Source organism: Halomonas citrativorans (genome assembly GCF_900163645.1).
Lineage (GTDB): Bacteria > Pseudomonadota > Gammaproteobacteria > Pseudomonadales > Halomonadaceae > Vreelandella > Vreelandella citrativorans.
In genome coordinates, this window is record NZ_FUKM01000014.1 from 37,404 (window position 1) to 59,324 (window position 21,921).

General features: G+C 55.5%; 19 protein-coding genes. 7 read left to right on the forward strand and 12 right to left on the reverse strand.

What is annotated here, in order from left to right; translation table 11 throughout:
- The first annotated feature begins 154 nt into the window (after positions 1-154).
- Positions 155-1,753 (forward strand): isocitrate lyase, encoded by a 1,599-nt coding sequence (locus CZ787_RS03485; RefSeq protein WP_087106218.1) that lies wholly within the window; start codon positions 155-157, stop codon positions 1,751-1,753.
- A 235-nt stretch (positions 1,754-1,988) separates the two neighbouring features.
- Entirely contained in the window at positions 1,989-2,456 is a 468-nt protein-coding gene (locus tag CZ787_RS03490; protein ID WP_087106221.1) for a glycine zipper 2TM domain-containing protein, read from the forward strand.
- A 173-nt stretch (positions 2,457-2,629) separates the two neighbouring features.
- Here CZ787_RS03490 and CZ787_RS03495 read toward each other — a convergent pair whose 3' ends face one another.
- Positions 2,630-2,908 (reverse strand): hypothetical protein, encoded by a 279-nt coding sequence (locus CZ787_RS03495; protein ID WP_087106223.1) that lies wholly within the window; start codon positions 2,906-2,908, stop codon positions 2,630-2,632.
- 180 nt (positions 2,909-3,088) lie between these two features.
- Between CZ787_RS03495 and CZ787_RS03500 the strand changes: the two genes are divergently transcribed.
- Entirely contained in the window at positions 3,089-3,571 is a 483-nt protein-coding gene (locus tag CZ787_RS03500) for an FKBP-type peptidyl-prolyl cis-trans isomerase (protein ID WP_087106225.1), read from the forward strand.
- 53 nt (positions 3,572-3,624) lie between these two features.
- Here CZ787_RS03500 and CZ787_RS03505 read toward each other — a convergent pair whose 3' ends face one another.
- The 4 genes from CZ787_RS03505 to CZ787_RS03520 form a co-directional block, all read right to left on the reverse strand.
- Positions 3,625-4,812 carry an MFS transporter gene (locus CZ787_RS03505; protein ID WP_087106227.1) on the reverse strand — a complete coding sequence of 396 codons (1,188 nt, stop codon included), beginning with the start codon at positions 4,810-4,812 and terminating at the stop codon, positions 3,625-3,627.
- Between the two features lie 61 nt (positions 4,813-4,873).
- Positions 4,874-5,509: a C40 family peptidase gene (locus CZ787_RS03510; protein WP_087106229.1), complete on the reverse strand. Its 636-nt coding sequence runs from the start codon at positions 5,507-5,509 to the stop codon at positions 4,874-4,876.
- Positions 5,510-5,594: 85 nt separating this feature from the next.
- A complete protein-coding gene (locus CZ787_RS03515) occupies positions 5,595-8,060 on the reverse strand; it encodes a YbeU/YbeR family protein (protein WP_087106231.1) in 2,466 nt (821 codons plus the stop codon).
- A gap of 190 nt (positions 8,061-8,250) precedes the next feature.
- Entirely contained in the window at positions 8,251-8,493 is a 243-nt protein-coding gene (locus CZ787_RS03520; protein ID WP_087106233.1) for a GlsB/YeaQ/YmgE family stress response membrane protein, read from the reverse strand.
- 149 nt (positions 8,494-8,642) lie between these two features.
- Between CZ787_RS03520 and CZ787_RS03525 the strand changes: the two genes are divergently transcribed.
- From CZ787_RS03525 to CZ787_RS03535, 3 genes are all read left to right on the forward strand, one after another.
- A complete protein-coding gene (locus CZ787_RS03525; protein WP_087106235.1) occupies positions 8,643-9,512 on the forward strand; it encodes a D-hexose-6-phosphate mutarotase in 870 nt (289 codons plus the stop codon).
- 158 nt (positions 9,513-9,670) lie between these two features.
- Positions 9,671-11,059 carry a YcjX family protein gene (locus tag CZ787_RS03530; protein WP_087106237.1) on the forward strand — a complete coding sequence of 463 codons (1,389 nt, stop codon included), beginning with the start codon at positions 9,671-9,673 and terminating at the stop codon, positions 11,057-11,059.
- On the forward strand, positions 11,056-12,102 hold the full coding sequence (locus CZ787_RS03535) for a YcjF family protein (protein ID WP_087106239.1): 1,047 nt from the start codon (positions 11,056-11,058) through the stop codon (positions 12,100-12,102). Before CZ787_RS03530 ends, CZ787_RS03535 begins: the two co-directional genes overlap by 4 nt.
- A 7-nt stretch (positions 12,103-12,109) precedes the next feature.
- On the opposite strand, the gene CZ787_RS03540 is transcribed toward CZ787_RS03535, so the two are convergent.
- The 7 genes from CZ787_RS03540 to CZ787_RS03570 form a co-directional block, all read right to left on the reverse strand.
- The gene (locus CZ787_RS03540; RefSeq protein ID WP_087106240.1) at positions 12,110-13,231 is read right to left on the reverse strand and encodes an ABC transporter ATP-binding protein; all 1,122 of its coding nucleotides are present in this window, start codon (positions 13,229-13,231) and stop codon (positions 12,110-12,112) included.
- A gap of 38 nt (positions 13,232-13,269) precedes the next feature.
- Positions 13,270-14,148 carry a carbohydrate ABC transporter permease gene (locus tag CZ787_RS03545; RefSeq protein WP_087106241.1) on the reverse strand — a complete coding sequence of 293 codons (879 nt, stop codon included), beginning with the start codon at positions 14,146-14,148 and terminating at the stop codon, positions 13,270-13,272.
- Positions 14,141-15,067: a carbohydrate ABC transporter permease gene (locus tag CZ787_RS03550; RefSeq protein WP_087106243.1), complete on the reverse strand. Its 927-nt coding sequence runs from the start codon at positions 15,065-15,067 to the stop codon at positions 14,141-14,143. The genes CZ787_RS03545 and CZ787_RS03550 overlap by 8 nt, the downstream gene beginning before the upstream one ends.
- A 135-nt stretch (positions 15,068-15,202) precedes the next feature.
- Positions 15,203-16,462 (reverse strand): ABC transporter substrate-binding protein, encoded by a 1,260-nt coding sequence (locus tag CZ787_RS03555; protein ID WP_087106245.1) that lies wholly within the window; start codon positions 16,460-16,462, stop codon positions 15,203-15,205.
- Between the two features lie 111 nt (positions 16,463-16,573).
- A complete protein-coding gene (locus tag CZ787_RS03560) occupies positions 16,574-17,989 on the reverse strand; it encodes an ATP-binding protein (RefSeq protein WP_087106455.1) in 1,416 nt (471 codons plus the stop codon).
- 80 nt (positions 17,990-18,069) lie between these two features.
- Entirely contained in the window at positions 18,070-18,795 is a 726-nt protein-coding gene (locus tag CZ787_RS03565; RefSeq protein WP_087106247.1) for a response regulator, read from the reverse strand.
- 129 nt (positions 18,796-18,924) lie between these two features.
- Positions 18,925-19,722: a Cof-type HAD-IIB family hydrolase gene (locus tag CZ787_RS03570; protein ID WP_087106249.1), complete on the reverse strand. Its 798-nt coding sequence runs from the start codon at positions 19,720-19,722 to the stop codon at positions 18,925-18,927.
- Between the two features lie 173 nt (positions 19,723-19,895).
- Here CZ787_RS03570 and CZ787_RS03575 point away from each other — a divergent pair, with 173 nt between their 5' ends.
- On the forward strand, positions 19,896-21,833 hold the full coding sequence (locus CZ787_RS03575) for an exoribonuclease II (protein ID WP_087106457.1): 1,938 nt from the start codon (positions 19,896-19,898) through the stop codon (positions 21,831-21,833).
- Positions 21,834-21,921: the final 88 nt, after the last annotated feature.

Genomic DNA, 21,921 nt, shown 5'->3' on the forward strand with positions numbered 1-21,921 from the left:
TTGTCGTCAATAGTTATTGCACTGCAGCGCTACCAGGTATCTCTGCCTAGACAGAAACCACGCCTTACAGCCGGTAGACGCTGATAACGTTTTCGCAAGTGCAGCACCAACACACAATCTTGCGAAGTGCTATTTAACCCTGGAGGAATTGCTCATGTCTGGACTACTTAACGATATTAAAGCCATCGCTCAATTACGTGAGGCCCAAAGCGGCAAGTGGGAGGCGATTAAGCCTGAACATGCAGCGCGGATGCGTGCTCAAAACCGTTTTCATACAGGGCTCGATATTGCGCGCTATACCGCCGAAATAATGCGCAATGACATGGCTGCCTACGATGCCGATACGGCACAGTACACGCAGTCACTAGGCTGCTGGCACGGCTTTATTGGTCAGCAGAAGATGATCTCCATCAAAAAGCATTTCGGCACCACCAAACGCCGCTACCTCTACCTTTCCGGCTGGATGGTCGCTGCCTTACGTTCCGAATTTGGCCCTCTTCCCGACCAGTCCATGCATGAGAAAACCTCGGTCGCCAATCTGATTGAAGAGCTTTACACCTTCTTGAAGCAGGCCGATGCCTGGGAGCTTAATCATCTTTTCCGCGCCCTGGATGACGCAAAAACCAGCGGGGACAGCGCCAAAGAGCAGGAAGTCATTAGCAAAATCGACAATTATGATACTCATATCGTGCCTATTATTGCCGACATTGATGCCGGTTTTGGTAATGCGGAAGCCACCTACCTGCTGGCGAAGAAGTTTATCCAAGCCGGCGCATGCTGCATTCAGCTCGAAAACCAGGTGTCCGACGAGAAACAGTGCGGCCACCAGGATGGCAAGGTCACGGTTCCGCACGAGGATTTTCTAGCCAAAATTAACGCTGTCCGGTACGCGTTTCTTGAGCTCGGCGTAGAAGATGGCGTTATCGTTGCTCGTACGGACTCGCTGGGCGCCGGGCTGACCCAGAAGATTGCCGTGACCCATGAGCCAGGCGACCTCGGCGATCAGTACAACAGCTTTCTGGATGGTGACGTTATCGAGAATGCTGCCGATATCAATAATGGCGATGTGGTTATCAAGCAACACGGCAAGCTGGTCAAACCCAAGCGTTTGGCATCAGGGCTATATCAGTTTAAAGCTGGATCGGGTGAAGACCGCGTCATTCTTGACTGTATTACCAGCCTGCAAAATGGCGCCGACTTGCTGTGGATTGAAACGGAAAAGCCTCACGTTGGGCAAATTGCCAGCATGGTCAACCGTATCCGTGAAGTGGTGCCCGATGCCAAGCTGGTTTACAACAACTCGCCCTCTTTCAACTGGACGCTCAATTTCCGTCAGCAGGTGTTCGATGCCTGGCAAGCCGAGGGTAAGGATGTGTCCGCCTATCAACGTGACAAGCTAATGAGTGTCGAGTACGACACTACCGAGCTTGGCCAGTTGGCGGACGAATGGACGCGCAATTTCCAGCGTGACTCATCCCGTGAAGCGGGTATTTTTCACCATCTTATTACGTTGCCCACCTACCACACTGCGGCGCTTTCAACCGACAACCTGGCCAAGGGCTACTTTGGTAAAGAGGGTATGCTGGCCTACGTACAAGGTGTTCAGCGAGAAGAGATTCGCCAAGGGATTGCCACGGTAAAACATCAAGACATGGCAGGATCTAATATTGGCGATGACCATAAGGAATTCTTCCACGGCGACGCAGCGCTTAAAGCAGGCGGCAAAGATAATACAATGAACCAGTTTGGCTAATTTAGCCGTACACGCACTCTACGACGAAGTATCTTTATCTCAGGAGGCTTTTTAGCCTCCTTTTTTTATTGTTAGGCATGCACACTGTTTTCTTATTCTCTGTCTACACTGGGATTTACGGCCTTTTGATATTCTCTGGTCTTAATTAGTCAATTCAGTTACTTTTTATAAGCATTGTTCTACCCTTGAAGCACCTGATTACTACTTTTTTAAGCTGCATACTTTGGAGGTTTTAATGAAACGTTTACTACCTGTTGCTGCGTTAAGCATCCTGACCTTGGCCGGGTGTGCCAACACTGCCCCCTACTCAGGTGACGTGTATCGCGGCAACCAAGCCAAAACCAGCCAAAGCGTTACCTATGGCACCATTGTAGCGGTAAGACCTGTACAAATTCAGGCGGATAGCCGTGCGGGAGGCTTGCTGGGCAGTGGCGGCGGCGCCATCATTGGTGGCCTTTTGGGTAGCCAAGTGGGTGGCGGTTCAGGTCGTCAGTTGGCAACCGTTGCCGGCGCTCTGGGTGGTACGATTGCGGGCACCGCTGCTGAAGACCGCGCCAACCGCATCAGCGCACTGGAAATGGAAATCCGCCTTGATGATGGAAGCGACGTGGTGGTGGTACAAGGAGCTGATCACGCCTACCAGGCAGGCCAGCGCGTTCGCCTGATCGGTAGTGGCTCAAACGTAAGCGTCGCTCCGTATTAATAGCGCTTCGCCGATAGGCTCGGGTTTATAGGTCTCGGGCTTGTAGGCCAGGTAAGATGAACATTTACCACGTTGAGTGAGCTATTTGTTTTAATGCAAAAAATGCCCGGCTATCTTTAGCCGGGCATTTTTATTTTCATAGCGGCAATGACATTCGCCGCTTGATAGCTTAATTAGTGCGACATACTGCTCGCCCAATCGGCCAGTTTCACAATTACCCAACCAACCAACGCCAGTAAAATAGCCACAAGCAAAATATCCACCGGACGAACCAGCGTTGTTGCGCCTAATACAGCCAGCGTCGTTACCCACAAGTAGCGATTATCGCCGTGGCTTTTCATCACGTCAGGCAAAAGCCGGTCCAGGCCTTGGCTGATGCCATTGTTCCACTTCTGATTAGCAAAGTAGGCAATCAGGACAAATGCAATAAGCCAAATAAAGAAGATTGTCATAGCAAGCTCCAGTGAGAGTGATCTTAAAGTGGGAAAAGTTGTTGGCTTAGGGTATCCCCGGTGACTGCAAGGCGCAACACCACTATTAGCGAGTAGGCGTAAAAACCCGGCTTCCCCCCCTGACAAGCCGCGCCTCACGCGTTACCATATTGGGACATGCACTCACCGAAAGGTTATCCAATGCAAATTGCGCAAAACTCGGTTGTCGCGTTCCACTATACCCTGACCAACGATGCAGGTGAGGTGCTCGACAGTTCCGAAGGCCGTGAGCCGCTCACGTATCTTCATGGCGCTGGCAACATCATTCCGGGCCTGGAGAAAGAGCTGGAAGGCCGCGCAGCGGGCGACAAGCTGAACGTTAAAGTATCCCCCGAAGAGGGCTACGGCGAAGTTCAAGAGCAGCTAGTACAAGAAGTACCGCGTGATGCTTTTCAGGGCGTTGAAAACATTGAGCCGGGCATGCAGTTCCAAGCCCAGACTCAAGGCGGCCCACTGATGGTGACCGTTAAGAACATCGAAGGCGATACCGTCATCGTTGACGGCAATCACCCGCTGGCAGGCCAGCAACTTAACTTTGACGTTGAGATTGCAACCGTACGTGAAGCAAGCCAGGAAGAAACCGAGCACGGTCATGTGCACGGCGAAGGTGGCGTTGAGCACTAAGTGCCCACGTTTGCTAAAAAGGCAGCCTGCGGGCTGCCTTTTTTATGCCTTCTTTAAAGGCAGCAACGGCGCTCGAAATAGCGCATTCCTAGCGTGATGGTTAACGTAACCGTTAATAGAATCCACGAAGCCCAGGCCACACCAAGCCAGCCAGCTCCCTGCCAGAAAGGCTCCAGCCAGAAGCCGCCGAGACTTGCGCCTACATAATAAAACACCAGATAAAGGGCTGACGCGCTGCCACGCGCGCCTTGGGCATAGCGCCCCACCCAGCTGGACGCCAGTGAGTGCGTTAAGAAAAAACCAAACGCATTAATCGTTAGACCGACAATAATTAGCACCAGCGAATCATTCAGAGTAACGGCGGTACCTGCCATCAGAATCGCCACGCCTGCCATCATGCAGGTAGCAGGAGACGTGCGCTCGGCCAGTCGGCCAGAAATAGCCGATGCAAAAGTGCCGCCCAAATAGGTCAGGAAAATCAGCCCCAGTCCGCTCGCTGCCAGCGCATAAGGAGTAGCGGCCAAGCGAAAGGTGATGTAGCTATATTGATTGATAAAGATAAGAAAATTGATGCCGCCCAGGCAGTAGGCTGCAAGCAGCACCGGGTTGCGCAAATGCCCGGCCAGGTCTGCCAGCGCGCGGCGAAGCTGAAAACGCTTGGGCTCAAACGCATGGCTATTAGGCAATAAGCGCCAAAATACCGCGCAGCCAACCAGGGTCATCGCCCCAACCACAATAAAGGAGGCGGAAGGCCCACCTATCTCCGCGACAGCCCCCCCTACGACCCGGCCGCTAATACCACCCAGCGTATTGGCACCAATATAGAGCCCTACGGCGCTTAGCAGCGCAGACTTTTCAAAGGCATCGCCCATCCAGGCAATGGCAACGGCGGGTAGGCCGCCTAATACAAACCCCTGGACTAAGCGAAGCAGTAGCAGGCTTTCAAAGTTCGGGGCAAATGCCAGCGCCAGCGAACAGCCCCCCGCCAGCAGTAACGTAATGCGCATAATGCCTTCACGGCCTATCGCATCGGAAAGCGGCCCAAAGACCAAAAGGGACAAGGCAAGTGACAGTGTAGCAACCGACATCAGCAGGCTGACGCCTAAGGTAGACACCTCGTAGGCCGTTTTAAGCTCGGGCAGTAACGGTTGAGGAACATACAGATTAATAAATACCAGAAATGACCCTAAACACAGGGCCATTGTTGCTCGCCACCAAGTGCGTGTTTTGCCTTCAATCATGCCATTCCCAGGAGTAGACAACCTGCGGGGCTGGAAGCGAAACGCCAACAGCCCTATCCCTTCACGGCGTGAAGTTACTGCCTAAATAAGCAAGGTTGGTGGGTTCCAGCGCTCGACGTGACTGCCAGTAATAACGCTGCCAGTAGCTGTTATCCAAACTGGAAATGATGACGCCTTGTGAAGTAGAGGCATGTAAAAAGTAGCCATCTCCGACATAGATGCCCACATGGTTATAACGCCCTGGCGGACGGAAGAAAACCAGATCGCCCGCCTGCAGCTCTTGGCGGTCGATCGAGCGCCCCTCATGTACCTGGCCCGAAGTGGAACGGGGTAATTCCAAATTAAACGTATCGCGATAAACATTACGCACCAGCGCCGAACAGTCGATGCCTCGTTCTGACGTCCCGCCGATGCGGTAAGGCGTCCCCGACCATCGCTGGTGCTGTTCCAGTAGTGCCTGACGTACCAAGGTCGGTGGCGGTGTCTGAAAACTACGTAACTGGTCTAACGAATTACTGACGGGTGACATCTGAGGACTAAAGCCTTTCGCCATTCCTGGCAGCGTCATCGAGAAATAGTCCTCGGGCGGCTCGATGGATTGATGCGAAGAGCCTGCACAGCCAGTCAGAAAAGCAAAGACAACACAAACACTTACAACACGGACAGCGGTCACAGCGGGGTGTGGCAACGCAACCATGCGATTAACCTCGTACTATTATTGGGAAAGTGGGGTAATTAACACGCGTTAAACTATAAGCTAGACAATGCATGGTTGGCGAGTCTCAATGTAATGTTCGTGAATCACCGGGTAAGGTGTCGATATGCAGCGGCGCAAAATGGCGCGGTTTATTACCCGGAAAATCGAGGCTTGCCCAAGGGCCCGCAAGGATCGGTGCACCGCACACCCAAGCCACCATGGCTTGACGAAACCCGGCTAAAAAGCTGTCACGTTCGGGTGTTTCACCCATAAAAAACGAGAATCCAGCATACATTCCCGCGGCATACTCTTGCCAGCCAGCATAGTGATCAGCCGCCAATTGGTATGCACGGTCCAGCACCTCGGCAAATGCCTGGCTTTCCAGCCAACCCAACTGCCGGGCAGCGATAGCCAAGTCGACAAGCTGAGCAATATCCCATGCGGCCATGTCAACATCATTACAGCTATCTTCATTGCCCTGCACACGCCGTAGGCGAAGCAGATGGTGGCGATCTTCTTCTGCGCAGTCACCCGATTCCAGAATCGCGATTTCCGCCTCTAGACGCTCGGGGTTCAGCGTATAGGGCGCATAGTTGATCTGATACTCCTGGCGGTCGCCAGCCTCCAACATAAAGGTTAGAAACTCTTGCATATCGGCGGCACTACTCAAGTGATAGTGACTCTCCACCCACTCTTTAATGTCCGCGCACTCGCGCACGCTTTCTGGCTGAGGCTCACTCCACACGGCACTATTAAGCGGCCCAACCAGTGACATGGCCGTAAAATGCGTAAGCGTTGGCCGCCCGCCTGGCTCGCACCAGGCATCGGGGCGCCAATCCAGCCAGTAAAAAAGGCTCCCTGGATCTTCCAGGTGCCAAGCTATCTCGTTAATTAGCGAGGTATGCTCAGGCTCCGGCAAGCAGCTTTCCCAGGCAAACCAGGCTTCCAGCAACCGCTTGGGGTTAGGGTAAAAACGGCACAAGCAGCTACGCAGTTCACGGGCATAAGTAAGCAGCGGCTCTCGCTCGAATAAACCGCTATCCAACGACATGTGCAAATAGAAGGCAAACTTTTCCGCCATATGGATAGTGGCCGCATGACGGCTGACACCCTTCACCGCGTTACGCTGCTTCAACTCGTCTGACGTAGGCTGACCAAACAGCGTTTGTGATGGCGGCAACACGCCGTGCACCGCATCGGCCGCTAACTGATTAAGATGATGCGCCTGGGCAGGCAACCAGTAACGGGCTAGAACAGCGGGGCCCTCATCAGCATGCAGGCCAAGCGACTCTTGAAGATAAAGCGCGGCATCTGCTCGGCGCTGCTCGGCAATGGGTGCGCCGGGGTTTAGCTGGCGCAGCATGACATCGGGTTCACGTACGCCAGCTAACGCCAGCAGCCAGTGATGGGTCGTATTGCGCCACGCTTTGACACGCTGTTGTGATGCTTGGCGACTCGCCTCATTCAACAGCGTAGAGGGCGAGCAGGCCCATGGGCTATGCGCGGCGTTGAGCAGTAAGACGTGATGAGGATTAGGCGTCATATCGCGTCGGTCGACACCCTCAAAAAGGCTCTGACCGCGCATATAGGCTTTTAGAATAGCGCGCCAGTCGTGGTAGCGATGATTCATCAGATCCGCTGCGTGGCATGCAAGATCATCTGCTTCTGCCTGGCTTAACCAACCACAGCAAGCACCGGCCCAGGCAATCTCCACCAGGCGCAGCCAGTCCCACGCGGCCCATTCAAGCGGCTCCCCTTGGCTTACAAACGCATTGAGGACACCCGCGTAGGGCGAGTCTTCTATTTCATCCTGCTGCCAAGCAAGCCGTTGGGCGTTATCCATCCCCAGCAGCTCACGGGCTTCAATATCCCAGCGCTGACGCTCTCCCTGAGCGCTCAACCATAGCGCCACTTCCAGTAGCTGCTCGCGGTCATTGATCTGCCAAATGCGTTCAAGCCATTGGTCGGCTTCCGGCCAATCGGCTCGGCTTGCGGGGTAGCTAATAACGGGGCGAAACAGCGCACATAAACGCCACACCTGTGCTTCTGCAGCCTGGGGCCATAACGGCGCCGGTGCGGGCAACTGTGCCAGCGTATGTTCAAGCCTTTGCCAGGTAATCCCTTCGTCTTCACTTTCCAGTGCTGAGAGTGCCTGGCAGGCGTCTATAAAACGATCATCCGCGCCGGTTTCCCAGCCCTTGGCGCCCAGCACCCGGCGCAGCTCTGAAAGCCAGCCGCGTAAATCGCTGTAGTCAGTGGTAATACGGCGGATAACATGGTGCGCCCATGCATGAGCCTGATCGGCATTTAACCACCCTGCAGCCCCGGCCAACGCCGACCACTCAAGCGCGCCCAATAAGCGGTCCGCTTCTGCTGTCGAAGCGCCTAACGCATGAAAAAGCTGTTCGGCCAGCTCGTTACGGCTGGTAATACCCAGTTGCAGCAAACGCTGCTCAGCAGCTTGCGTATCCACCGAGAGCGGATGCGGGGTAAATGCCCAATCACACAGCACCAGCTGTTGGGCCCACCAGGCGTTTAACGCGTCGACCAAGAGACACCTCGAAACAAAAAAATCTACCAGCAGTGCGCTAGAGCAAAGCGCCTTAGTGTAACGGAAAGTGGTGGCAAGACCGATAGCTAAACTGACCGATTGGCGCAAAACGACACTGCCCGACACAAGGCCGGGCAGCAAATGATATCGAACCAGTGCGCCGCTTAAGCACGACGTCTTTTATTTAACGCTACGCGCTTCGCACTTTACTAATAACCCACAGCAGTACGACAGCCCCTACCGTAGCGGTCACTAGCGAGCCAATAAAGCCGCCCGCCTGCAAGCCTAGCAAACTAAACAAAAAGCCACCTAACACGGCCCCAACCACACCCACACCGATGTTGCCCAGGATGCCGAAACCACCGCCGCGCATGATATTGCCAGCGATCCAGCCAGCCAAACCACCAATAATTAACCATGCAATAAAGCCCATAGTGCCTCCTTGATATCCCCTTCTCAGGGTTTTACCTATGTCTCTTACCTGCCAACCTAGGCGTTTTACCTACTCATCGTGCTTGTCCTACCATAGCACACAGCGCGACAATCCTGCCTGATTTGATACACACCTTTTAAGGAACGCTCATGACCCCTGATTCACTCGTAACTCTTATGGCTAGCATAGACGGCCAGCAAATAGCGACGTGGGAAGGACGCAATGTCGCTCTTTTCAATATGCCTTGGGGCGAACTTGCCATCAGCCTACAAGGCGCCCAAGTGCTACACTTCAAACCCACCAATGATACCGGCTGGCTTTGGGTAACACCGACACCGCCCGCAACTCCCGACGTTATACGCGGCGGCATCCCATTATGCTGGCCCTGGTTTGCAGACGAACGCTACGCCGATGAAAGCCCTGAACGCGACGGTCCTTTCCACGGTTTGGCTCGTCAAGCCAACTGGCGGCTGGACGCAGTTGATGAGCATGCAGAGGGAATTGAGGCGCACCTTTCTCCCGAGCACCCTCTGCACAACCAACTCACCGCACGCGTGGTGATACAGGCCAACGCGCAGCGCTTAAATGTTGAGCTTATCAGTGAAAACATCGGCGATGCGCCGGTTAAAACCAGCGGTGCGCTGCACTCCTATTTAGCGGTTGATGACGTGCATCAGTGTCGGGTAGAAGGTCTTGCGGGTGCGCGCTATCTGGATAAACTGCGTGATTTTGCAGAGTCCGAGCAACAAGGCACGCTGGCAATCCGTGGTGGCATCGACCGAATTTATCACAGCAATGAAGCCGTGCTTCTTAATGATGGCGTGCGCAGCTTGCGCGTTGCCAAGCAGTCAAGCGATTCAACCGTGGTGTGGCACCCCGGTGCGAACCCTCCCAGCGACACACCTGCCGACGCCGCGCGCCATTTTTTGTGCATTGAAGCCGCCAATACTCGCCTTGACCCGGTGTGGCTGGTGCCCGGCGCTCAGCACCTGCTGGGGACAACGCTAAGTCGCGGTTAATGCACGGTTCATGAAGCCTTGGCTATGCTATTCATTATGCTAGCAACCACGTTAGCCATTACGTTTGCAACGACGCTAGCCACTAATGTTAGCCCACTACCTGAGCCGCTTACGGCCCTATAATTCCTGAATGCAGGATTAACAAAAGGAACGCCAGGATGCGCCAGCCGTTAAGCCGCGAACTGAGTAACTTACTGGAACGAGGCCGGGACCGTCAGCTGCGCTTAGCGGTAACGGGGCTATCACAAGCGGGCAAAACAGCGTTTTTAACCTCGCTGGTGAATCAGCTACGTCATGCGGGCGTCGAAGCAAGGCTGGATTTATTGCCCGCCGCCCGAGATGGCCGCTTACTGGGCGCACAGCGCCTTAATCAACCCGATCTTGGCGTTCCCCGCTTTCCCTACGACCCGGGCATGGCGGCGCTGCGCGATACGCCGCCACGCTGGCCCGAACCGACACGAGGAATCAGCGAATTACGCCTGCAGTTGCGCTATCGGCCTGCCCAAAGCGGCTGGCTGTCGCCAGATATCGCCCATCTAACGCTGGACCTGTTTGATTACCCAGGCGAATGGCTGCTCGATTTACCGCTGCTGCAGCACGATTTTTACAGCTGGTGCCAAGCCCAGCCCTTGCTGGAAGGCGAGCAGCGGCGCGCACTCTTCAGCGAGTGGTTAGACGCGGTAAAACCCTTGGACCCCGCCTCTGAAGCGGACGAAGCTCAACTGGCGCACTTGGCTGACGCCTATGCACAAGGGCTTCGCCGTGCCAAGGAGGCGGGCTTTTCGGACCTTCAACCGGGGCGTTTTTTGCTTCCCGGTGAGCTGGCGGGCGCCCCGGTGCTACAGTTTTTCCCTCTACCGCATCTTGATGCTTCCAGGGAAGTGCTCGACAGCCTGCCCAAAAGCAGCCTTTACGCCACGCTTGCCGCCCGCTTTCGCTACTATCAGCAACAGGTGGTGAAGCCCTTCTATCGTGATCATTTCAGGCGTTTTGATCGTCAGATTGTACTGGTCGATGTGCTGGGTGCGCTGAACGCCGGGCCTGAACGGTTTGAGGACCTTTCCCGTGCGCTGCGTCAATTAATGCAAAGCTTTGACTACGGCAAACGCAGCCTGCTGTCGCGCCTGTTCGCACCAAAAATTGACCGCTTGGCCATCGCCGCCACCAAAGCGGATCACGTAACGCCTGACCAGCATGGTCATGTTGTACAGTTACTGGAAGCGCTTCTAGCCGAACCGCTTAAGGATTTACGCTTTGCCAACGTGCCGGTAAAAGCGCTGTCGCTTGCTGCTATTCGGGCCACCGAGGCACGCGAAGTATTGCAGGATGGAAAACGCTCCTCGGCACTACGCGGCACAACGCTTGAGGGCGAAGACGTGCTGGTTTACCCAGGCGATGTCCCGACCCGCCTGCCCAATGCCGACTTCTGGCAGCACCAGGGCTTTGACTTCCCCAGCTTTCGACCCATGCCATCGACATCTGATGCACTGACACATATTCGAATGGACGCCGCCATTGATTGGCTGATTGGAGATAAACTCGCATGACCGACCCACAGCCACGGCGTAATTTTCGCCTGCACGATACGCCCGACACGGTTACCGAGCAGGAAACCCGCCTACGCCAGCAGCAGCGCTTTGAAGAAACCGATGATGACCAACCCCTTATAACGGCGGCCGAGGAACAGGCGTTGCCCGCTACCAGCCTGGGCGCCCCACGCAAACGCCGCTGGGGGTTAATGTTTGCCTTGGCAGGCGCAGCCACGCTGGGGAGTGTCGAACTGGCCACCGGCATTCCCGATGCGCTTTCCCAGTCAGCGTGGATGAATTTGGCGTGGCAGCTGTTTGGCATCAGCCTGATTGGCTTAGGTGGCATGTCACTGATCAGAGAACTCGGCCGATTAAGGCGTCTGAAACGCCATGATCGGCTGCGTAGCGATTTAGCTGAACTGCCCCACCGCTCGCCCCATCAGGCAAAAAAAATGGCCGAAGAACTTCGCCAGCAATTAAAGCTTTCAGTGGACGATCCTCACTGGCAGGCGTTTGAGCGCGCCTGTGAGCCACATCATAACGGAGAGGAAGTTCAGGCGCTGCTGCGCCACCACCTGTTGGCACCCCGCGATCGTGAGGCGCAACGTCTGATAACCCGTATGTCTGGGGAAACCGCCATTATGGTGGCAATCAGCCCCCTTACGCTGGTAGATATGGCGTTGGTAGCCTGGCGCAGTCTCGCCATGGTCGACAGGTTATGCCGGCTTTACGGCCTGGAACTTGGTTACGCCAGCCGCTTACGTCTGTTTAGAAACGTGTTGCGCAACATGGCGTTTGCAGGCGTAAGCGAACTCGCCGCCGATGCCAGCATGGATATGCTCTCGCTACACCTGGCTGGCCGAATTTCCACTCGCGCAAGTCAAGGGCTGGCCACCGGGCTGCTTAGCGCCCGTTTGGGGCTACGCGCCCAGCGCCTCTGCCGCCCGGTAGCCTTCATACCCGAAGAGCAACCCAGAATGGCCGACCTGCGCCAGGATCTCTGGCGTCAGATCAAACGGCTGGATAAAGAGCCTGCTCCGGCCACACGGGCCAAGGAGTAGCCACTGGCTAAGCGATTCGCTGCTCGCTCACCGCGTCAAACATAATGGCTTGTTCCATATCAATACGCAGCGCCAGGCGCGCTCCGGCGACAACCGGGCATTTAGGGCCAACGCGGGCGGTGACTTCCTGCTCGCCCAGCGGCAACCGCAGCAGGATATCTGCGCCGGTCGGCTCTACCACGCTGATATTTGCGTTCAGCAGCGTGCCTTCGGCCTGCGCCGTTAAACGTACATCCTCTTCGCTAAAGTGTTCCGGGCGCAGGCCAAGAATGACCGGTTGATTAAGACGCTCGTCCATACCGGGCGTCGCACGGCTTTCAGGCCAGGGAAGCAGCAGATCTATCTCACCTGGCGTTGTAATTCGCAGCTGGTAGCGGCCGTTCTCTTTTTCCAGCATCGCGCGAATAAAGTTCATGGAGGGCGACCCCATAAAGCCCGCCACAAACATATCGACCGGGTTGTTATAAACCTCATCAGGGCTGCCAAGCTGCAGGATATTGCCGTCACGCATGACGGCAATGCAGTCGGCCAGCGTCATCGCCTCTACCTGGTCGTGGGTGACATAAACAATCGTGGTGCCCAGGCGCTGGTGAAGCTTTTTGATCTCGGTGCGCATATCAACGCGCAGCTTGGCGTCCAGGTTGGAAAGCGGTTCATCGAACAGATAAACCTTGGGCTCACGCGCCAGCGCCCGCCCCATCGCCACCCGCTGGCGCTGCCCGCCGGAAAGCTGGGCAGGCTTGCGCTCCAGCAAGTGAGTGATTTGTAGTAAGTCTGCCACGCGCTCTACCGAGGCTTCCCGTTCGGCTTTGGGCACTTTACGCATCTCTAACCCGAAGCTGATGTTCTGGCGCACGGTCATGCTTGGATAAAGCGCATAGGACTGAAACACCATGGCGATATCGCGCTCGGCAGGCGTTTTAAAGGTGACGTCTTCGCCATCAATATAAATATTGCCGCTGGTCACCGGCTCAAGCCCGGCAATCGCGTTCATTAGCGTGGACTTGCCGCAGCCAGAAGGTCCGACCAGAATCAAAAAATCACCGGAATTAATCGAAATACTGACGTCTTTCAGCACTCGCTCGCTGCCAAACTCTTTACGAACGTTGCGAATTTCTAATGTTGACATAAAAAACACCCTGCTTTGTTATCAGGCTCTTCTCACAACTAGCCTTTGACGGAACCGGCGGTTAACCCACGCACGAAGTATTTGCCTGCCAGTACGTACACCACCAGGGTGGGTAGCGCTGCGATCATCGCTGCTGCCATATCGACGTTATATTCACGTACGCCGGTAGAGGTGTTGACGAGATTATTAAGCGCCACGGTCACGGGCTGAGTGTTGTGGGCCGAAAAGGCCACGCCAAACAAAAAGTCATTCCAGATTTGAGTGAACTGCCAAATCACCGAGACGACAATGATCGGCGCAGAAACCGGCAGCAGGATTCGCCAGAAAATGCGGAAGAACCCGGCGCCGTCCAACTTCGCAGCCGACACAAGCTCGTTAGGAATACCCACATAAAAGTTACGGAAGAAGAGCGTGGTAAACGCAATACCAAACACCACATGCACCAGTATCAAGCCAGCACGTGAGCTGGAAATGCCCAGCCAACCCAGGGTTTGCGCCATGGGCAGCAACACCACCTGGAAGGGAATGAAGCAGCCGAACAGCATTAACGCAAACACCAATTCGGATCCCTTAAAGCGCCATTTGGTGAGCGCGTAGCCATTAAGGGCGCCGACGGTGGTTGAGATCAATACCGCGGGAATAACAATTGCAAAGGAGTTCCAGAAATAACCGCCGACGCCATCGCAGCGCATACCGGTACAGGCTTCTCCCCAGGCTTTTGTCCAGGGCGCGAGCGTCGGATTTTGTGGCCACGATAAAAGTGTTCCGGCGCTGATTTCACTTAGCGGCTTCACCGAGGTCATCAGCATCACGATAAGCGGCAGGATATAAAACAGGGCAGCAAGAATCAGCACGCCATACAGCACAACACGACCCAACCGTGCCGCGAAGGTTTGGCGACGAATGACATTATCCATGCTTACGGCTCCTTAATTCGGAGTAGAGATAAGGAATCAAAATCGCCAGCACGCCCCCGAGCATGAGCATGGCACTCGCAGACCCCAAGCCAATCTGGGCGCGATTAAACGCGTGGGCATACATAAAGGTGGCCGGTAAGTCGGTCGCGTACCCAGGCCCGCCGCCGGTCAGTGCAATTACCAGGTCAAAACTTTTGATCGCTATATGCGCCAAAATCATTACGGCACTAAATACCACCGGGCGCAGGCAGGGCATCACCACACGCCAGTAAATGCGCGGCAGGTTTGCACCATCTAACTGAGCCGCTTTGACAATGCTGTCGTCGATGCCGCGCAACCCGGCCAGGAACAACGCCATGACAAACCCGGATGCCTGCCATACGGCAGCAATGACCAGCGTGTAGATCGCCATATCCGGGTCAATAATCCAGTCAAAGCGAAAGGACTCAAAACCCCAGCTCTGCACCATCGCTTGAATACCCAGCTGCGGGTTAAGCAACCACTTCCACACCACGCCAGTGACGATGAATGACAGCGCCATAGGGTAGAGATAAATGGTGCGCAGTGCGCCTTCCTGGCGAATTTTTTGATCCAGTAAAATGGCCAAAAACGCACCGATCACCAGACAAATGGCCACAAACAGCACGCCAAATATCATCAAGTTAGTGGAGGCAACCCACCAGCGATCATTCGCCATTAAACGGGCATATTGGCCAAAACCTACAAAATCGTAGCTGGGCAGCATGCGCGAGCTGGTCAACGAGAGCACGAAGGTCCACAGCATAAAGCCGTAAACAAAAAACAGCGAAATCGCTACCGACGGCGCCAACACCAGGCGCGGAAGCCACGCCTGCAAACCACCAGAAGATGTTGACCGCTTGGCACCAGGCCCTAAGCGCAGCGCAGAGGTATTTTTCATGGGGAGGTAACTCTTATAAAAAGAAGTGGCTTACCCGTAAACTCAAGCGCCGCCGTTGCGGCGGCGCCCTACAGCATTTCCTGGCGGTATTGCCTGCCCCCTACCTGAGCCAGGCTAAGCCAAGCGAAAAGTGCGTTAGAATGAGGCCGCTTGCGCTGCGCTCACCATACGTTCAGCGGCTTCTTCAGCGGTCATATCAGCGCTATTGAAGTAGTTAGTTACTACGTCAAAAATAGCCCCTTGTACATCCGCACGAACGGCCATGCCGTGCGCCATACTGGGCACTAAACCGCCCTCTTCAGCGGTGCGCTGAAAATCGGCCAGCGACTGCTGGGCACAGCTATCGAACTCGCTCATCTCCAGATCAGGACGCGCTGGGATTGAGCCTTTCGCCAGGTTGAAGGCTTCCTGGAAAGTAGGTTCAAGTACCAAACGTGCCAATGCCTGTTGTGCCTCACGCTCGCCGTCATCCGTCACCCGGAACATGGCTAGACTATCAATGTTGAAGGTAAATGCGTCTTCAGTGCCGGGTGCCGCTGCACACAGATAGTCTTCACCGGCTGTCAGCCCCGCCGCGGTAAACTCTCCTTTGGCCCAGTCACCCATCAACTGCATGCCTGCCGCGCCTTCAATCACCATCGCAGTGGCAATATTCCAGTCACGTCCAGGCATACCTTCATCCATTAGCTCACGCAGACGCTTGAAGTCTTCCAGCGACTCGATCATTTGATCGCCGCCCAGCGCTTCCGGATCTAAATCCACCAACGCCGCTTGGTAAAACTCACTGCCTTGACCACCTAATAACACGCTTTCAAATACCGTAGCGTCTTGCCAGGCTTGGCCACCGTGCGCCAGCGGCACAAAGCCCGCCTCGCGAATGGCCTCTCCTGCGACAAACAGTTCATCCAGCGTCGTTGGCATTTCAACCCCAGCGGCGTCCAGCACTTCGGGGTTGGCCCATAGCCAGTTCACCCGATGGACGTTAGCAGGTACCGCCACATACTGACCGTCATAGCGCATGATATTGGCGACAACCTCAGGCAGCAGTTCATCCCAGCCTTCGGCGCCCGCGACGTCATCAAGATTACCTAACAGACCCAGCTCGCCCCACTCCTGGATTTCAGGCCCCTTGATTTGAGCTGCTGAGGGAGGATTGCCGGACATGGCACGCGACTTGAGCACTGTCATCGCCGTTTCACCACCGCCCCCGGCGACAGCAAAATCCTGCCAGCCGTAGCCTTCAGCTTCCATTAGCTCTTTAAGCACGTTGGCAGCGCGAGCTTCGCCACCGGAAGTCCACCAGTGAAGTACTTCGACTTCTTCGGCATGAGCTGTCGCGGCAAGTGTAGCCCCGGCTAAGGCGAGGGCGAGGGTGGTTTTCTTAAACATCGGCATTGCGTCGCTCCTGATATTGTTATTGTCCTCTCGGACGTTCGGCCTTTAGAAGGTTACTCCAGGAAAAGCAGCAACGTGAGTTACCGAGTGCTGCATAGTGTTGGAGGTTTATTACAAACCCGTAATAGTTTCCTGACGCGGTAGCGTAAGGGTCACGATTAAGCCTTGTTCAGCATGGTTGGCGAGCTGAATATTGCCACCGTGTGCCCGGGCGATATGCTTGGCAATGCCTAATCCCAGGCCACTACCACCGGTATGGCGGCTACGTGAAGGCTCCAGCCTTACAAAGGGCGAAAACACGCGTTCTAACTGCTCTTCAGGAATGCCCGGGCCGTAATCGCGTATCTGTAAGGTGACGCTTTCCTCCTCATTAAACAGATAGATATCCGCCTGCTTACCGTAAAAAATCGCGTTCTCAAGTAAATTGGCCAGGCAGCGCTTCAGCGCTAGAGGCTTGGCAACAATCGGCGCGATGTTGACGGCACTCTGGCGCTCAATCTTGACCTCCCCACCTTGCAAGCTAAGCGCCTCAGCCAGCTCGTCAAGCAGTTGCTCCAGGGAGACAGGCACGGGTTCTTCATGCAGGTCCAGCCCTTTTACCGATGCCAGTGCCCCTTTTACCAAACTATCCAATTCGTCCAGAGAAGCACAAAAACGCTCACGCTGGAGCGTGTCATCCAGCATCTCGGCACGCAGGCGCATGCGGGTGATCGGTGTTTTTAGGTCATGAGAAATAGCTGAGAACAGCCGCTCGCGCTCCTCAATCTGCTCGCGTATGCGTCGCTGCATTCGATTAAACGCAATGGCAGTGGCCGCCACCTCTTTGGGGCCGCTCTCCTTTAAGGGTGGGATATCAAGGTCATCCCCCAACTGCCTGGCCGCACGTGAAAGCCGTGCCAGTGGCCGGGTCACGCTGGTAATGCCCAGCAACGAAAGCGCCAGCACGCTTAGCAGCACCAAAAGGCCTACCAACAAGCGCTCTTCAGAAAGCCAGCGATAGCCGCTAAAAATATCAGGCACACCCAGGAGCGTGGCAACGTAGAGCCAGGTGCCGGGTGAAAGCTCTAACTGTACGACTAAAATGGGCGGCGATAGCGGCGCCATCATCAGGCTGTGCTGCCCCCAGCGGGGCGGCAAGTCATAAAGCAGCACCTCGTTATTGAGTACGCGCAGATTTTCCGGACGCGAAAATTCGACAACGACATCGTCAATATTAAGCTCGCGAGTGAGCACCGAACGTACGTTGTTAACGACAACTTCTTTTTCCAGCCCCGAGCCAATATCGTTGACCATGAGCCGGCGCTCGTTAACGCTCACAAAAAACCGCGTTCCGCCCATATTGCGTAACTGATCCAGCACAATATGGCGGTATTCAACGGGTAGCGAGCGGAAGAACCGCATGGTGGAGGCGATGCTAAAGGCCATGTTAGTGGACAGCTCATCAAGCTGAGCCAAATGGCTGGATCGTACCTGAGAACTCCAAAGCGCATAGCTGGCGCCTTGAGCCACCAGCACCCCAGTGATCATGATAATGACAAAGCGCCCGCGCAGAGAAGCGGGCAGCCAGCGGGCCAGCCTACGCCTAATGCCTCTCCATCCTGCCGCTTTCACGTTAGTGCATCTACCTGGGCGGTTAACACATAGCCCGCCCCTCGCACCGTGCGGATCAGTTGCGAGTGCTGAGCATCTTCGCCCAGCCGTTGGCGAAGCCGACAAACGTGAACATCAATGGAGCGATCAAGCGGCGGCGCGTCTCTCCCCCGGGTCAGCGCATAGAGGTCATCCCGCGAGAGCACCGTGGCAGGGTGTTCCAGAAACACTTGAAGTAGTTGAAAATCGGCCCCTGAGAGCGAGGTACGCTCACCCTTCTCGTCAATCAGCTCTCGCGTCATGCGATCCAACTGCCACTGACCAAACCCCACCCAACGCGCTTGCCCTGTGGGAATAGGCGCCGCATCACTGCGCGTACGCCGCAATACCGCTTTAATACGCGCTAAAAGCTCGCGGGGGTTAAATGGCTTGCTCAGGTAGTCATCAGCACCTAACTCCAGGCCAAGAATTCGATCAGTTTCATCAGCACTGGCCGTGAGCATAATAATCGGCACATCGCTATGCTTTCTCACGTCACGGCAGATGGTGAAGCCGTCATCGCCGGGCAACATTAAATCGACAATCAGCAAGTCGGGAGAGCGCTCCGAGCGCAGAGCATGCAGCGCTTCGGCGCCATCGGCGGCGAAAACACGATAACCGTGGCGACCCAGGTAGTCAGCAAGCAGCTCACGAATTTCCGGATCGTCATCGACCACAATCAAGGTAGCAGCGGGTGTCGTCATTGCAGCGGCTTTGGCCCTACGTTGTTGTCGTTCTGGGGCCATGATGATGGTCGAGGGGACCGGGCATCTCAAGCCCCCTTCGACTAATGATGGAACTGGCGCTAACGAATCTTCTTTTTAACGTCGCTTTCAGAGCGCAAACCGCTCGCGTAACAGAACGGCTACGGCCGCCTCGCCGTGGTGGCCTATCTCCCGCGCGGCGTTCAGCCTGCCGGCCATTTCTGGGTGTGAGTTAATCATGAAGTGCGGTTCGCCGACCAGACTTAGCATCTCAACGTCGTTGAGGTTGTCGCCAAAAGCGAGGCAGTCCTCAGGCGCAACCGAGAGGCGCTTGAGCAGCGCCGACAGCGCCACTCCCTTATTGACGCCTCCCGCCATAATCTCCAATGACTCGCTGGTTGAATAGGTCACGTGAAGCGAGCCATCATTCATTTCGCGGATGGCGGTTTCGATCTTTAACAGCGCATCCGGGCGCCCGCCGTAAAGTACCTTGCCGATCCCCTCGGTAGGCATCTGCTCCGGTGGCACCACTTGGTAAACAAAGCCTGTCGTTGCATGCATTTCCAAGTGACGGGGTGACTCCGCATCAATGTACCAGGCGTCGTCCAGGTAAAGGCTTAACCGTACGTCGTCCGGGCGCGGCAATTTAATCAACGCGGCAGCCTGAGGGGATCCGACATGGTAGGCCGCCAGTAATTGATCGTTAGGGTCGTGCGTATAGGCACCGTTACTGCTGATTAAATGGATGGGAACATTGAGCTGATCTCTAAAGACACGCATATCGGCGTAGTGGCGTCCTGATGCAAGCACCAAGTGATGCCCCTGGTTTACCAACGTTCTTAAGACCTCAATGGTATCTTCGTGCAAGCGATGGTCGCGCCCCAACAGGGTGCCATCAAGATCAGAAGCAATCAGCCGTGGTGTCATAACGTGCGCTCTCCATCAATGAAACATTAGCTTAACCGATCCTCATCGGGCTATGTAACACCTTGATACTATCTAAGATACTATCTAACTAACATCAACTTCCCGGCGGATAATTGGCGCAGCCCCTGGGAATCCGTATAGTGGCAAGCTACTCTCGCCAACTGATTGATCCCATGCTTCAGAATAATTCTATGCTTGCTCAGCTCAAGCAACAAATTCGTGATACCACCCCGCGCGCTGAAGGGGTGATTAAAGCCACCGAGAAAGGCTTTGGCTTTCTCGAAACCGATAACGGTGAATCCTACTTCGTGCCGCCTCCCGCGATGAAGCAGGTGATTCACGGTGACCGCGTAGAAGCGGTGATTCACGAAAACGGTGACAAGAAATCGGTTGAGCCTGAAAAGCTGATCGAAGCCGGTCTTGACCGCTTTGTGGCGCGTGTTCAAAAGCGCGAAGATCGCTTGGCCGTCGTACCTGATCACCCCTCTATTCGTAATGTGATCAAGTCACGTATCAAAAATAGCCTGGATGAAGCCAGCATTGCCGACGGTGACTGGGTGGTTGCCCGCCTGGTTCGCCATCCGCTTAAAGAGAATGACCGTGGCTTTTTTGCTCAGATTGATGAGCTGGTCGCCAAGTCGGACGACCCCGCGGTGCCGTGGCGCGTCACGCTTGCCCGTCATGCGCTGGAACAGGACTGCCCCGATGCGGGCACCGAATGGCCGCTTCACGAAGAAGGCCTGACCCGCGAAGACCTTACCGAACAGCCCTTCTTCACTATCGACGGTGAAAAAACCCGCGATATGGATGATGCGCTGCACGTAAGCAAACGCGCGGAAGGCGGCTGGCAGCTAAGCGTCGCGATTGCGGACCCCACTGCTTATGTGGAAGAGGGCCATGCTGCTGATTTGGAAGCACGCACCCGTGCCTTCACCGTGTATCTGCCGGGCCAAAACGTGACCATGCTGCCTGAACAGTTGGCCGATGACCTGTGTTCGCTATGGGAAGATAAAGAGCGCCCGGCGCTCGCCTGTACGCTGGTTATCAATGCCGACGGCAGCCTGGGTGACTACCGCTTCTTCGCGGCGAATGTTAAATCGCACGCCAAACTCGTGTATGACCGCGTTTCTGACTGGAGTGAGGGTCAAGGCGACTGGGCACCCGAAGAGAACATCGCCGAGCAGCTTACTGCGCTGCGTGAGTTGACCGAAGCGCGCACAGCTTGGCGCAACAAGCACGCACTTGTCTTTAAAGACCGCCCCGATTACGTTTTTGAGCTGGACGCGGCAGGCAATGTGCTGGCGATCAACACCGAAGACCGGCGTATCGCCAACCGCATGATTGAAGAGTCGATGATTGCGGCCAACGCCTGCTGCGCGGACTTCCTGGCAAGCCACATCGGTCACGGTATCTTTAACGTGCACCGTGCCTTCGAACCCGAAAAAGCCGAGGCGGCGCAAGAGTTCCTGGCAAGCCAAGAGATTACCGTTGAGCGTGAAGCGTTAACAGAACTTGATCACTACAAAGAGCTTAAGCGCGTGCTTGAGAGCCGCGATGACGCCTGGTTAGATGCCCGTCTGCGTCGTTTCCAGGGCTTTACCAGCATGTCTGCTCAGCCCGGCCCGCACTTTGGCCTTGGCTTGGCTGCTTACGCGACCTGGACATCGCCGATTCGTAAGTATGGCGATATGGTCAACCACCGCTTGATCAAGCGCGTACTGAAAAGCGAACAGGCCCCGGCAGAAGCAAGCCAGGCGCTAACCGAGCAGCTCACCGAGCGCCGCCGCCTAAACCGGATGGCCGAGCGTGATGTAAAAGACTGGCTCTACGTGCGCTTCTTAACGCCTGCGGCGCAGAACCAGGACACGTTTGAAGCCGACATTATGGCGATCAACCGTGGCGGTATGCGCGTACGCCTGATTGAGAATGGCGCCACCGCGTTTGTTCCGGCTCCCTTGATGCATAGCGACCGCGACAAAGTGGTTATTGATGACAAAGAGGGACGCATTCAGATCGAGGGTGAAGAGCGCTATAAACTGGGCGATAGCCTGCGTGTTGCGCTGGTAGAAGCGCGTGAAGAGACCCGTTCGCTGGTGGCACGCCCCGCCTAAAGTGCCTGCCCGCCCGTATGGGCGGGCTTATGACCTCGGCAACGTGACAGGCAATAGTCTGTTGCCGCTTGCTTCAATGGTCATCAAA